General features: G+C 37.6%; 13 protein-coding genes. 5 read left to right on the top strand and 8 right to left on the bottom strand.

Annotation, left to right across the window (positions count from 1 at the left end; translation table 11 throughout):
- Positions 1 to 165 precede the first annotated feature (165 nt).
- From glyQ to FJR04_RS06535, 3 genes are all read left to right on the top strand, one after another.
- On the top strand, positions 166 to 1044 hold the full coding sequence (gene glyQ / locus FJR04_RS06545) for a glycine--tRNA ligase subunit alpha (RefSeq protein WP_168492881.1): 879 nt from the start codon (positions 166 to 168) through the stop codon (positions 1042 to 1044).
- Between the two features lie 204 nt (positions 1045 to 1248).
- On the top strand, positions 1249 to 1734 hold the full coding sequence (locus FJR04_RS06540; RefSeq protein ID WP_168492879.1) for a DUF4079 domain-containing protein: 486 nt from the start codon (positions 1249 to 1251) through the stop codon (positions 1732 to 1734).
- Positions 1735 to 1838: 104 nt separating this feature from the next.
- On the top strand, positions 1839 to 4193 hold the full coding sequence (locus tag FJR04_RS06535; protein ID WP_168492877.1) for a ComEC/Rec2 family competence protein: 2355 nt from the start codon (positions 1839 to 1841) through the stop codon (positions 4191 to 4193).
- A gap of 59 nt (positions 4194 to 4252) precedes the next feature.
- Here the strand turns inward: FJR04_RS06535 and FJR04_RS06530 are convergent, their stop codons facing one another.
- Together FJR04_RS06530 and era are read right to left on the bottom strand one after the other, a co-directional pair.
- Positions 4253 to 4726 carry a TspO/MBR family protein gene (locus FJR04_RS06530; RefSeq protein ID WP_168492875.1) on the bottom strand — a complete coding sequence of 158 codons (474 nt, stop codon included), beginning with the start codon at positions 4724 to 4726 and terminating at the stop codon, positions 4253 to 4255.
- Positions 4727 to 4842: 116 nt separating this feature from the next.
- Positions 4843 to 5817, bottom strand: coding sequence for a GTPase Era (gene era / locus FJR04_RS06525; protein ID WP_168492873.1), 975 nt, complete (start codon positions 5815 to 5817; stop codon positions 4843 to 4845).
- 164 nt (positions 5818 to 5981) lie between these two features.
- Here era and FJR04_RS06520 point away from each other — a divergent pair, with 164 nt between their 5' ends.
- Positions 5982 to 7358 carry a carotenoid oxygenase family protein gene (locus FJR04_RS06520; protein ID WP_174764087.1) on the top strand — a complete coding sequence of 459 codons (1377 nt, stop codon included), beginning with the start codon at positions 5982 to 5984 and terminating at the stop codon, positions 7356 to 7358.
- A 99-nt stretch (positions 7359 to 7457) separates the two neighbouring features.
- On the opposite strand, the gene FJR04_RS06515 is transcribed toward FJR04_RS06520, so the two are convergent.
- Entirely contained in the window at positions 7458 to 8321 is an 864-nt protein-coding gene (locus FJR04_RS06515; protein ID WP_168492871.1) for an alpha/beta hydrolase, read from the bottom strand.
- A 118-nt stretch (positions 8322 to 8439) separates the two neighbouring features.
- A complete protein-coding gene (locus FJR04_RS06510) occupies positions 8440 to 9936 on the bottom strand; it encodes an HlyD family efflux transporter periplasmic adaptor subunit (protein WP_168492869.1) in 1497 nt (498 codons plus the stop codon).
- A 406-nt stretch (positions 9937 to 10342) separates the two neighbouring features.
- Here FJR04_RS06510 and FJR04_RS06505 point away from each other — a divergent pair, with 406 nt between their 5' ends.
- Positions 10343 to 11218 carry an alpha/beta hydrolase gene (locus tag FJR04_RS06505; protein ID WP_168492867.1) on the top strand — a complete coding sequence of 292 codons (876 nt, stop codon included), beginning with the start codon at positions 10343 to 10345 and terminating at the stop codon, positions 11216 to 11218.
- A gap of 328 nt (positions 11219 to 11546) precedes the next feature.
- Here FJR04_RS06505 and FJR04_RS25710 read toward each other — a convergent pair whose 3' ends face one another.
- From FJR04_RS25710 to FJR04_RS06485, 4 genes are all read right to left on the bottom strand, one after another.
- A complete protein-coding gene (locus FJR04_RS25710; protein WP_174763511.1) occupies positions 11547 to 11909 on the bottom strand; it encodes a hypothetical protein in 363 nt (120 codons plus the stop codon).
- An 11-nt stretch (positions 11910 to 11920) separates the two neighbouring features.
- Positions 11921 to 12364 (bottom strand): hypothetical protein, encoded by a 444-nt coding sequence (locus FJR04_RS06495; RefSeq protein WP_254445220.1) that lies wholly within the window; start codon positions 12362 to 12364, stop codon positions 11921 to 11923.
- 227 nt (positions 12365 to 12591) lie between these two features.
- Complete coding sequence (locus tag FJR04_RS06490) at positions 12592 to 12828, bottom strand: DNA-directed RNA polymerase subunit omega (protein ID WP_104389471.1); 237 nt, start codon at positions 12826 to 12828, stop codon at positions 12592 to 12594.
- Positions 12829 to 12848: 20 nt separating this feature from the next.
- A complete protein-coding gene (locus FJR04_RS06485) occupies positions 12849 to 13208 on the bottom strand; it encodes a hypothetical protein (RefSeq protein WP_168492863.1) in 360 nt (119 codons plus the stop codon).
- Between the last annotated feature and the right edge of the window lie 59 nt (positions 13209 to 13267).

Genomic DNA, 13267 nt, shown 5'->3' with positions numbered 1-13267 from the left:
GGCTTCGCTCTCCGGCACTTATTTAATATATCGAACCTACTTTAGTTTGTCAACTCTTTTTTCAAACTATTTTTACTCCTGTTTATTTTTTGTCTGAAAACTGCTCACAATGCTGGGTTTAGTCCACAATGGGTTAGGCATTGTTGACTCAAGGAAGAGTAGATAGTGAATTTTCAGTCAGTAATAACGATATTGCATCAGTTTTGGGGACAGCGTGGCTGTTTGATTGCCCAGCCCTATGATATGGAGAAGGGCGCGGGTACGAAGAACCCCCATACTTTTTTAAGGGCTTTGGGTCCTGAACCTTGGGCTGTAGCTTATGTTGAACCTTGTCGTCGTCCTACAGATGGTCGTTACGGCGAAAATCCGAATAGGTTTCAGCATTACTATCAATACCAAGTGTTGATTAAGCCGTCACCGGATAATATTCAGGAAATTTATCTTGATTCTTTACGGGCGTTAGGGATTTGTCCTGAAGACCACGATATTCGTTTTGTGGAAGATAACTGGGAAGATGCGACTGTGGGGGCTTGGGGTACGGGTTGGGAAGTTTGGTTAGATGGGATGGAAATTACTCAATTTACATATTTCCAACAATGTGGAGGAATTGATTGCCGTCCTGTGTCCATTGAGATTACTTATGGTTTAGAGAGATTGGTGATGTATCTTCAGCAAGTGGAGGCAATTACTAAGATTCAGTGGACGGATAACCTTACTTATGGTGATGTTCATCTTCAGGGTGAGATTGAGCAGTGTACTTATAACTTTGAAGCGTCGAATCCTGAGATGTTGCTAACGCTGTTTAGTTTATATGAGCAGGAAGCTACTCAATTAACGGAGCGAGGATTGGTTTTACCTAGCTTGGACTATGTAATTAAGTGTTCCCATGCTTTCAATTTGCTTGATGCTAGAGGAGTAATTTCAGTGACGGAACGGACTCGTTACATTACTAGGATTCGGCATTTGGCTAGGAAAGTAGCTCATTTATATGTTGAACAAAGGGAAAAGTTAGGTTTTCCGTTGCTGAGAGATACCGTAAGCTAAAATTTTTGGCGTTGCCTAATTGGAGTATGAATAAGCTCACGCAAAGGCGCAAAGGCGCAAAGGTAAGAGTTTGAGACATGGAATTTTTGATTTTCATACCTCAATATGGCTTCGCCACGCAGGCTATCAGCAATGCCAAATTTTTTAATCCCCCCTGCCCTGTGGGATGCGGAAGTTGATGTTAAAAATAGTGGTGTGTGTTGAATGATAAATATAAGTGCAGCTTTAGAACCGATTGCGGCTTGGTTTCGTTCGTTGGGTGTTCCTGAAGTGGTTGTGCATTGGGGACATCCAGTGATGATGGGGATTGTGATTTTTGTGGTAGGGACTTTTGTGGGGGTGACGGGTTGGCGCGGAAAGTTGCTGGAGGGGAAGAATAAGGATGCAGCAATTCAAAGCCGTAACGCCCATCGTCAATTAGCTCCTTGGTTGTTTGTGTTCTTGGCAGGTGGCTATACTGGTGGGGTTTTGTCGTTGGTGATGCAGCAAAAACCACTGTTTGAAAGTCCACATTTTTGGACTGGTTCACTGGTGTTGATACTGTTATTAATTAATGGTGTAATTTCTCTGAGTGGATTTTTTGGGGATAAGGCTGGATTACGTGCGGTTCATGCTTATTTAGGAAGCACAGCACTTTTGATTATGTTTGTTCATGCTGTTTTAGGGTTGAATTTGGGTATTTCTTTGTGATGTTGTGATTGCCAAAGCTACCAAGGATGAATTATATCTTTCCCAAGCAAGTTAAATATTTATACGGTATTCTCTGAACTGGGTGCTTTGGCAATTAAATTTTTATGATGCAGACAAGTGGAATAATTATCTGTCTTAGTTATATTTTGGGTTTGCTGTTTACGGCAATTCCTTGGGGTGGTGTATGGATTTTACTATTGGGTGTAGTTGGGGCGGTTTTCTTTCGGCGAATATATAATAAGCTGCGAAAATTTGCTCTTAAAAAAGAAGGTGCTGTTGGCAAAACTAAGGCTGCTGTGAATAACTGGACGGGTACTCCCCATCCTAGAATATGGTTAATTGCTGGGTTGGTGGGTTTGTTGGCTACTGTTTATTTGCAATTGCGTGTACCTCAACCGGGAATAAAAGATATTAGTCAGTTTGCTGCTGGTGATAATAGTAATTTTGAACAATTGGTGATTGTGCGTGGGTTGGTGGATAGTAATCCCCGCGTAACTCGTAGTCAAAGAGGACAATTTTGGTTAGCAGCAACTCAGTTAGATGAGGTGAAAAATAATCAAGGTCCTGCGGGGATTTCTAAAGGAGTGACGGGTAGGTTATATGTAACTGTACCGATACTACAATCTACTGGTTTATATCCTGGACAACAAATTGCGGTGACGGGATTTTTGTATAAACCAACAGCAGCTTCCAATCCTGGTGGTTTTGATTTTCAGAAATATCTGCGACAGGAGGAGACTTTTGCAGGTTTAATTGGTAGACAGATTAATATTTTGGATGATGAACGTCCTTGGGGATGGTGGCAAGTTCGTGAGAAAATTGGGCGATCGCAAGCTAGTTCATTAGGTGTTCCTGAAGGTCCGCTTGTCAGTGCAATGGTTTTAGGTGGTAAGGCTGTTGATTTACCTTATGATATCCGCGATTTATTTGTCAAAGCTGGTTTAGCTCATGCTTTAGCTGCATCTGGATTTCAAACTTCTCTAATTTTGGGTGTAATTTTACAGCTAACCAAGCGTGCCAATAAAGCGACGCAGATTACTCTTGGTGGCTTAGGATTAATTACTTTTTTGTTTTTATCAGGTTTTCAACCTGCGGTGTTAAGAGCCGTAATTATGGGCTTTGCGGCTTTGGTGGGTTTGGCTTTGGAAAGAAATGTGAAGCAATTGGGATCTTTATTAATAGCAGCAACATTATTATTATTGTTTAATCCTCTCTGGATTTGGGATTTAGGCTTTCAACTGAGTTTTTTAGCAACATTGGGGTTAATTGTCAGTGCATCTGCAATTACTCAACGTTTAGATTGGCTACCACCGGCGATCGCTTCTTTAATTTCTGTACCTTTAGCAGCGACAATTTGGACTTTACCCCGATTGCTGGAATTTTCTAGTGTCATTCCTATTTATAGTGTGCCTCTAAATATTCTGACAACACCATTTATTTCTATCGTTAGTATTGGGGGAATGATTAGCGGTTTGGTAAGTTTGATTTCACCAGATTTAGGTAGCACTTTAGCCAGTTTTTTATATTATCCTACCCATTGGTTAATTCAACTTGTGGAATTTTTTGCTAATTTGCCAGGAAGCTTGGTAGCAGTTGGTAGTATCTCAACTTGGCAAATGTTGACTATTTATATTTTAATTATTTTAGCTTGGTTAGTTAAATGGTGGCAAAAACGTTGGTGGTTTGCAGGTTTAATTGCAGTTGGTTTGGTACTTGTTCCCGTTTGGCATTCTGCTAATAATTTATTGAGAATTACTTTATTAGAAACGAGAACAGAACCTGTTTTAGTAATTCAAGATCGGGGGAAAACTACAGTAATTAATAGTGGGAATGAAGGCACAGGCAGATTTACGATTTTACCATTTTTAAGACAACAAGGAATAAATCAAATTAATTGGGCGATCGCAAGTAAGTTTCCCGGTTATACTCATGATGCTTGGTTGGAAATTATGCAAAGTTTACCAATTAAGAATTTGTATGAATATACTGCCAATTCAGAAAATAATATTGAAACTCAGATCCTGCAACAGCAACTCCAAAAACACCAAGGAATCTATCAAAATTTGCCACTGGGACAACTTATCAATACTCCCACAATTATGGCACAATTAATTAATGACCAAGTACCGATTTTAAAATTACAAATTTTTAATCAAAGTTGGTTATTAGTAGGTAACATTAAATCTCAACAAATTGCCGAATTGATTAAAACTGGAGATTTATCTTCTCCCCAGGTGTTATGGTGTCCATCAGAATCTTTACAAGATTTAGTTTTAGCACTAAAACCACAAATAGCGATCGCTCCTGGGAGTAATTTAGATAGTAAAACTTTATCTGCTTTGAGTAAAGGGCAAACAAAACTTTTCTTTACTGGTAAAGATGGTGCTATTCAGTGGACACCAAATGGAGATTTTCAAACTTTCATTCAGACAACAGAAAATAAATCTTCTGTTTTATGAGGTTTAAGCAAAACAAAAAAAATGTAGAGACGTTCCATGGAACGTCTCTACTATATTGCTTAAGCATCTTGAGGATTAAGACGACTCATTTGCCATGTGGTATATGTACCTATGGGACTCCACAGTAAATAGGGCAATAATAGTAATGCTGCCCAGGATGATACTGATAAAACGGCTAGTGTAATTAAAATACAAATGAGTAAACCTGTACCACCCAGGATTGTCCCGACGATGAGACTACGAAGACGTAACATTACAGGGGTGTAAGCGATAGTAAAGATCTCTAGTAGTAGGTACAAACCCATCATTAAACGAGTTATTTCGGTGTTTGGGCTGTGTTCCCAAATGATGTAAGCTGACCAAGCACCACAGATAAATATTATAGTCCAAATCAGGGGAATTGCTGATTCAAAGGTTAACCATTTAGGTCTTTTTAAATGCCGAAACCATTGATTCTGGTTAGGTGTAATCCAGTTACCAGCGAAGGCTACTAAGAATGTTATACTGCCAATTATCATCCAAGATTTAATCATAATTGCCTTGGTGCTGACTTTCAAAAAAGTCGGACGCAACGATATTACAATAAAATCTACAGTTTATCAATTAACAATTGTCAATTGTCCATTGTTAATTGTCAATTGTTAATCACCTATTCCTCGACACGATAACCTAGTTCTGCTAACCGTACTCGTGAATGTCGCCATTTAGGTTGTACTTTTACAAATAATTCTAGATAAACTTTCCCAGCAATTAGCTTTTGAATTTGTTCTCTAGCTGCACTACCCACAGCTTTGAGCATTGTTCCTCCTTTACCAATGAGGATTCCTTTTTGAGAATCTCTCTCAACATGGATAGTAGCAAGCACGCGGGTAATTTTTGGGGTTTCTTCGACTAAATCAATGGCGATCGCTACGGAATGGGGAACTTCTTGACGGGTTAATAATAATATCTGTTCTCGAATTAATTCACCCATGATAAACCGTTCTGGTTGGTCTGTAACTAAATCGGGTGGATAATAAAATGGACCTGGTTCGAGATGACTAATTAATAATTCTTGTAGTTGTAATAATTCCGCGCCAGTTTTAGCGGAAAATTTTACACTTTGCCAATTATAGCTATTAGCTAATTGGATGTAACTTTCATCTATTTTTTGAGCATCTTCTGGTTGTTCATCAATTTTGTTAATTCCCAGAATTACAGGTGTTTGACTATTAATTAGTAGTTCAGCAACATAGCGATCGCCTGGACCACAAGCTACTGTACCATCAACTACAAATAATATCACATCTACTGATTCAATGGCAATTTTCGCATTTTTTACCAGCACTTCCCCTAATTGATGATGAGGTTTGTGAATACCTGGTGTATCCACAAAAATTAATTGGGCTGTTTCTGTGGTTAAAATCCCCTTTAACCGATTGCGAGTAGTTTGGGAGACGGGGGAAGTAATGGCGATTTTTTGCCCAACTAATTCATTCATTAAAGTGGATTTACCCACATTAGGACGGCCGATAATGCCGATAAAACCTGATTTAAATCCAGCAGGTGATTGAGGAATCATTACCCCACCGAAATCAGTAAAAATATTATTATCAATATTAGATACTTGTGATTCTACTTGCATTGTTTAGATTTATGATAAATAGATTATTTTGAATTTGATTAAATTAATTATTACATAATTATGATCATAAAAAAAAGGAAAAATCAGAATTTTACTGTCTCTTATAGCACAAATAGCGATCGCTTATTATATTAAGTAAAGTGTCGCTATCTAACTCACTGACTATGACCATAGCATCAACAGTCATAAATCCCTATTTAGAAGGCAACTTTGCCCCCATAAATACTGAAATCACCACTGACACCCTAGAAGTAATCGGAGAACTACCCCCAAAATTATCAGGGATGTTTATTCGGAATGGTCCTAACCCGCAATGGCAACCCATTGGCCAATATCACTGGTTTGATGGTGATGGAATGTTACATGGAGTAGAAATTAAGAACGGTAAAGCTACTTATTGTAATCGCTACATCAGAACGAAAGGATGGAACATTGAACATGAAGTGGGTAAAGCTGTGTGGAGTGGACTTTTAGAACCACCGCAAATAGATAACCCCCACGGATCTGGCAAAAATACCGCTAATACAGCCCTAGCATGGCATAATCAACAACTTTTGGCTTTATGGGAGGGAGGTGCGCCCCATCAAATCAGCGTTCCTGATTTAGCCACTATTGGGGAACACACCTATAATAATAAACTAGTTTCCGCCTTTACTGCCCACCCCAAGGTAGATCCAGTCACAGGGGAAATGATGTTTTTCGGTTACGGTTTTGAACCACCTTATCTACAATATGGCATAGTTTCTGCCCAAGGTGAATTATTGCGAACAGTACCCATTGACATCCCCATGGCGGTGATGATGCACGATTTCGCCATCACAGAAAATTATACCATTTTTATGGATTTACCCCTGACATTTAGTGTGGAACGAATGCAACGGGGAGAACCAATGATGATGTTTGAGAGCGATCGCCCCAGTCGGTTTGGTATAATGCCTCGTCATGGTGACAACAGCAATATTCGCTGGTTTGAAAGTCCCTCTTGTTACGTCTTCCACACCCTCAACGCTTATGAAGCAGGAGACGAAGTGGTACTTATCGCTTGTCGCATGAATTCTAGTAATGTTCTTGTTTCTGAAGATACATACCGTGACGAAAAAGGAGATATTCCTCTTCTCCACCGTTGGCATTTTAACCTTTCTACAGGTGCAGTCACAGAAGAAAAACTAGATGATATACCGGGAGAATTTCCCCGTATCAACGAAAATCTGTTAGGGAGAAAAACCCAATTTGGCTATGTAGGAAAAATGGCACATAGTCAAAATCCTTTATTTGATGGTGTTATCAAATACGACTTTGAAAATGGTAAATCTCACATCCATGAATTTGGTAAAAATCGCTATGGTGGAGAAGCAGTATTTGCACCATGTCCTAATTCCACAGTAGAAGACGAAGGATGGTTAGTAACATTTGTTCATGATGAAAATTCCCAAACATCAGAACTTGTAGTTATTAACGCCCAAGACATGACTAATGAACCCATAGCACGGGTAATTATCCCCCAACGTATACCTTACGGATTCCACGGAATTTGGATTTAATGTAAGGGTAGCGCCCCCGTGCCTACCCCGTTATTTGGGGCAACCACAGGGGGTTTGCTCCTACGTCATTTATTTAATGTAGGGGTAGCGCCCCCGTGCCTACCCGTTATTTGGGGCAACCACAGGGGGTTTGCCCCTACGGTGATTTTTCTCAACCAAATCAGCAAACTTTTTTAACATCTCTCCATACTTTTCTCCTGCAACAAAAGATAAATCATTATGGCTGGCTTTTTCTACCCAAAAAGAAAGTTTGGGAGAAGATACCGCAGCAAATAATTTTTCTCCATGAGTAAAAGGAATAATTTCATCATTTTTACCATGTATGATCAAAACTGGGGAATTTACCTTTTTGATTTTTGCGCGATTAGTAAATTTATCAAAGGGTAAAAGTGGCACAGGAACAACTACCCGAAAAATAGAAGTAAAGCTACTTTCAACTATTAACCCACCAACAGGTTTTCTTGATGCTAAATCTACGGCTGAACCACCACCAACGGAACGCCCAAATACTATAATTTGTTGAGGAGGAATTTTTAACGTTTGAGTTAAATAATTGTAAGCAGTATCAATATCTTGATAAGCAGTTTTTTCTGTAGGTGTGCCTTCACTTGTACCATATCCACGATAATCATAAGCAAAGACACTAAAACCCAAATTGCGAATTTTTTCTAAATGTGGTTTAATATATCCCAAATCTTCAGCATTGCCATGAGCATAAAGAATTGTATATTTAGCTTGATTATTGGGTAAATAAATAGCAGAAATATTTTTATTATCTGTATTTTTGAGTTTGAGAATATCCTGATTATCTTGATAGCTGGATGGTTGAGGTAAAAAAATCATGCTGTCAGCACGAAAATAAACATAAACCGCAAAAAAGGCGTAAATAAAAAGTAATGATTTTAACATTCGTTTCCAGGTTAAATCACCAATAAGCAGTTTTTGTAAATGCTGTTTATCCATATTTTGTTTTGATTTCGCGCAGAGACGCTAAGGAGCAAAAACGCAAAGGAAGAAAGACAGGAAAACTGTATTCAAACAAAAACTCCTGTCTTTGGTCATTTTTAGATAACTTTTTCCATTATCTCACAGAAAAGGCTTCGCTAAATCGTCGAGTAATTGGTTCAATAATGAATGTCAAAACCGACTTTTTGCGAGTGACAATTTCGGCGTTAGCAGCCATACCTGGATTGAATTCTACCTCTTGTCCGCGCACGTTCAAGGAATGTTTACTTAACTTAATTCTTGTCGGAAAGATTAAACCTAAATCTTTATCAATTATGGCATTGGGACTGATTTGTAATACTTCTCCTTCAACTACACCAAATTCTTGAAAAGGAAAAGTGGCAATTTTGACTTTTGCTTTCATTCCCTGATTAATAAAGCCAATATCACGGTTAAGAACTTTTACTTCGAGGAGCATTTCTTCTCCTGCTGGTAAAATCGAGAGTAGTTCTTCTCCAGATTGTACTGGACCTTTGGTAGCTTTAATTTTGTAAATTGTCCCAGCCACAGGGGCTTTGATAGTTTCTCCGTCTTTTTGTTGTTTAGCTTGTTCTAATTGACCAACAATATTAGCTAATTCTTCTTTACGTCTATTGATTTGGGTGAGAATTTCACTTTGACGTTCTGAGGTTAAACGAATATTTTGATTAAGTGCTGTTTGATAGGCTTGTTCTGCTTGACTCACTGCTTGAAATTGAGCAGCAATATCTTTTTCTAAAGATGTAACTCTATCTTGAGCTTCTGTTAAACTATTTTGAGTTTTTGTAACTTCATCGGAACTTCTAATAATATCTGTATTGGCACGATTTAATCTTTCTTGAGCTTCGAGATAATCAACTCTAGCTAAAGCACCGGGTTGAATTAAGGTACGGAGATTTTCTTCACGTTGTTTAGCAATTGCCAAATTATTATCTAACATAGAACGCAGGCTTTTTACATTCTCTAAGTTTTTTTGAGCATTAGTAAAACTAATTTTTGCATTCGCTAAATTTTCTTGTAAACGACTCAAACGAACTTTGGCTTGATTAATAGTTGATTTTTGACGTTTGGCTTCGGCTTCCGCTGCTGCTTGTTTGGCTTTGTAGTCTAATAAACGGGAGTTTAAAAGTTCATCTTGGATAATTGTTCCTGTAGTCTTACCTCCAGAACGTTCAGCTTGTAATCGTTGTAAGTCGTCTTCAATTAATTTACTAGATTTAGCGAGACGGTTAACATTACTTTGTTGAAAATTGGGATCACGTTCAATTAAGATTTGATCTTTGGTGACGCGATCGCCTTCTTGGACTTTTACTGCTAAAATAGAACCATTACCCAAAGCTGTCACCGGTCTAACTTGGGTGGAAGCAATTAATTCTCCTGGTGCTGTAGCGACTTCATCAATTTCCGAAAAATTTGCCCAGGAAATCGCCCCAAATATAATCATACTAATTGTTCCCGCTAACAATCTTGTATAAAGCGGTGGTAGTTCCTGTACGGCTTTACCCAATTCATAGGATAATTGTTCTTCTGGTTTTGCAAATCGTTCTTTTGTCTGACGGGATTGAACAGCATTTGCAGCTAGGGAGAATTTCATAATTTGTTAGTTATTAGTTGTTTCTGTGAGCGAGTGATAGCAATTTCATGTCAGCCCATATATAACTAACTTCTGATAGCATAGCTCAAGCCATAGAAGAAGAGGCAAAACATGGTAATTTTGTGAAGCTGCATTCAGAATTGCTATAAGCAATAACTAATCACCAAATTGCTAAATTTGTAATACTAAACCCTTTTGGCATAAAGTTTTGTACTGTAAATCACATCTTTGCAGATATATTTTTTAAATTTCCCAAGATCCAACCTCAACTATGCTGGTTATTTTCAGAACATGATAATTTTTGCGGAATTATCTGTATTTCTTCCTACAGTGAGAAGCAATTTTCTCTACAATATACGTTGATAGGCTAGTAGCTTGCTAGTTAAAGACGTAAAAAATTAACTCTATGATTTACCATAGCGACACGATTGCATCTTATCAAGAAGGGACATTTTCAGGTGTGGGGGGGCTGGATTTGTATTACCAAAGCTGGCATCCTGAAGGTGAGTTAAGGGGAATATTAACTATTGTGCATGGACTTGGAGGACACAGCGGACTTTACAAAACTATAGTTAAACATTTGTTATCGAAGGGATATGCTATTTATGGTTTTGACTTACGTGGTCATGGCCGTTCAGCAGGTCAAAGAGGTTACATTAATACCTGGGCTGAATTTCGAGATGATTTACAAGCTTTCCTCACATTAATTCAACAACAACAACCAGGAATCCCAACTTTTCTATTAGGACATAGCCTGGGGGGTGTGATTACATTAGATTATATTCTCCGTTATGTCCAAGATAAATCTGCGTTGCAAGGTGTGATTGCTTTTGCACCCAGCATTGGTAAAGTAGGAGTGCCACGGAGTCGTATAATTTTAGGTAAGTTGCTTTCCCGTGTGTGGCCGAGGTTTTCTTTAAATATTGGTTTGGATTTTAACGCAGGTTCACGAGATCAGAAAATTTTAGATACCTATACTCAAGATAAATTACGTCATACTCTCGCTACTGCTAGGTTATCTACAGAGTTCTTTGCTACAGTAGATTGGATTCATACTCACGCTGAAAAATGGCAACTACCGCTGTTAATTTTACATGGTGGTGCTGATAGAATCGCTTTACCAAAAGGAAGTGAAATTTTTTACCAAAATGTGACTTATCCAGATAAGTTAAGAATTGAGTATCCTGGAGGCTATCATGATTTACACTATGATATTAATTATCTGGAAGTAATGACTGATTTAAGTAGTTGGATGGATCAACATTTAGTTTCTATGGTATAGAAATTTCCATTTTATTGAGGTACAAGAAGAAAGAATTAACCGCAGATGAAAGAGGATAAACGCAGATGAACGCAGATAAATTTGTACCTCGTTAGATGAAGAAATACTATAATGCCATGAGAATCAATATAGCGGTTATTGTTAGCAATACAATCGAGGGCGCAGACCCTGCGCCCCTACAGAGTTTGCGATTGGCTGACTGTATCTCACAAAGAGTGCATACCGCTATAGTTAGCCATGAATAACCATTTAACAATTGACAATTGATAATAATTTAGAGATGTTCTATGGAACGTCTCTAAAAATATTCTAGAATAGGAAATAATCATTAATTAATACGAAATAGATAAAAACCGGCAAGTACAAGAATAAAGATCATAGTTGCAGAATAGACAATTACATCTTTCACCAGAAAGTTAATCCAATCTTTTCTTAATTCTTGTTTAAACTTGAGTTCTCGTAATTTACGTTCAAGTTCTAAATCTTCTTGATTGGGTAATCTGCTGTAAGGACTAATCTGTAAATCGTCAATGACTGCTTCTGTGGAATCTGGATTTTGCCAATTGTCTAATACAGGATGGGATTCAGTAATAACAAGAGGTACATCATCCTGATTGAGGTTTTTGATCTCTTTTTTGATTACTTTCTTAACAATTTTGACAATTAAATCTTCTAAGTTTTTATCCGCCATATCTGCTGAAGTTACATCTTGTTTTTAGGAGGATTAAAAATATCCACTAAAACTTGGACAAGGTTGTTTCTTTGAACACGAGTAAGTTTACTAATAATCAGGCGATCGCTTGCCAAAGGATTTTGTTTTAAACTATCATTACCTGGATAATCATCAGCATATATAGTCTCGTTGGCATCCAAGTAATCAGCTAAAGTCAATTTCCAATCAAGGCGATAAATAGGGGATCTACCTTTATTATAAATATGATAACGAATTAGACGACTAGCAAAAGTATTATTTGCTGCAATTTGTCCTGTTGTTTTACTAATATACTGATTTTCTTGAGGTAAATCAGGAATTTGCTGGTATACTCTTTGCCATACATCACTAGGACTAACTCTTTGGGCTGTTGCGGGTGAAATATGCAATAAATTAGTATTTCCTGTTCCCAAAACAATTATTACCATCGTCATTAAGGTAATAATAAATAGTGTAAAGAATTGCCGATTAAAAATTTTTTGCTGTTTCATTAGCATTACAAAAAAAGGGAACAGGGAACAGGGAATAGGGAACAGGAAGAAGAGAGTTTTGGGCGATTTTACTTTTCTTCACATACCTTTACTTTTTCTGTTCATCTACTTAGCATTACCTGAGAATACCGCCAAACCTATTACAGATATGACGGTGATTAATTTAACTTTTATAATTCGCCAATAATTTCGGGCTGATTTAACTCATCAGACATTTCGATAATTGCTCTGAGTACGGGTTTCATGATTGCATCTTCGTTATTTTCAAAGTCTTCATAACGTCGCCGTTTGGCACGATTTGCGACTTGTACTGTAATGCGGTAGCGATTTGATGCAGCACTAATTAGTTCTTCTGCACGGTGCATGATTTGAGACTGAGTAGTCTCGAATTTTGAACGCTTAAGCATAATTTATGACTTTGGAGATTCTATCCCAGTTTACCCGGATTTTTCGATTTAGGATGATTTTTATTTTTGAGATTAGATATGGGCAACCAAAATGATCCTTGAGCAATTTGTTTAACTAATAAAATGAGATTGAGAATTTGCCGCAGTTGTTGGATTTGCTGTTTGAGGATTTGATTATCTAACCGTAAATTATTAATCTTTTGTTGACCTATATAAATATTTTCTGGTGCTGTGTGTAAAGCTGCATAACTAGCGCGTTCATATTTGTCAAAGCTGGCGGTTACAACTGCTAAAGTATGTTTTATTTTCCATAATTGTTGAGCTAAATAAAAAAGTGCGAAGGAAATCAGGAAGTTAATCAAGACGACGATAGTTACCATACACTTTGAAAACATCTCCTAAATGTGCCAGAAATTGCTATGCTAAAACCATAATAACT

Source organism: Anabaena sp. UHCC 0204 (assembly GCF_009711975.1).
GTDB lineage: Bacteria > Cyanobacteriota > Cyanobacteriia > Cyanobacteriales > Nostocaceae > Dolichospermum.
This window is presented reverse-complemented; position numbering and strand designations above follow the sequence as displayed.

Coding starts and splice junctions, on each gene's coding strand:
- FJR04_RS06485 (WP_168492863.1), bottom strand. CDS start 13,208: ATGGTAACTATCGTCGTCTTGATTAACTTCCTGATTTCCTTCGCACTT.
- era (WP_168492873.1), bottom strand. CDS start 5,817: ATGCAAGTAGAATCACAAGTATCTAATATTGATAATAATATTTTTACT.
- FJR04_RS06530 (WP_168492875.1), bottom strand. CDS start 4,726: ATGATTAAATCTTGGATGATAATTGGCAGTATAACATTCTTAGTAGCC.
- FJR04_RS06520 (WP_174764087.1), top strand. CDS start 5,982: ATGACCATAGCATCAACAGTCATAAATCCCTATTTAGAAGGCAACTTT.
- FJR04_RS06505 (WP_168492867.1), top strand. CDS start 10,343: ATGATTTACCATAGCGACACGATTGCATCTTATCAAGAAGGGACATTT.
- FJR04_RS06490 (WP_104389471.1), bottom strand. CDS start 12,828: ATGCTTAAGCGTTCAAAATTCGAGACTACTCAGTCTCAAATCATGCAC.
- FJR04_RS06510 (WP_168492869.1), bottom strand. CDS start 9,936: ATGAAATTCTCCCTAGCTGCAAATGCTGTTCAATCCCGTCAGACAAAA.
- FJR04_RS06515 (WP_168492871.1), bottom strand. CDS start 8,321: ATGGATAAACAGCATTTACAAAAACTGCTTATTGGTGATTTAACCTGG.
- FJR04_RS25710 (WP_174763511.1), bottom strand. CDS start 11,909: ATGGCGGATAAAAACTTAGAAGATTTAATTGTCAAAATTGTTAAGAAA.
- FJR04_RS06535 (WP_168492877.1), top strand. CDS start 1,839: ATGATGCAGACAAGTGGAATAATTATCTGTCTTAGTTATATTTTGGGT.
- FJR04_RS06495 (WP_254445220.1), bottom strand. CDS start 12,364: ATGACGATGGTAATAATTGTTTTGGGAACAGGAAATACTAATTTATTG.
- FJR04_RS06540 (WP_168492879.1), top strand. CDS start 1,249: ATGATAAATATAAGTGCAGCTTTAGAACCGATTGCGGCTTGGTTTCGT.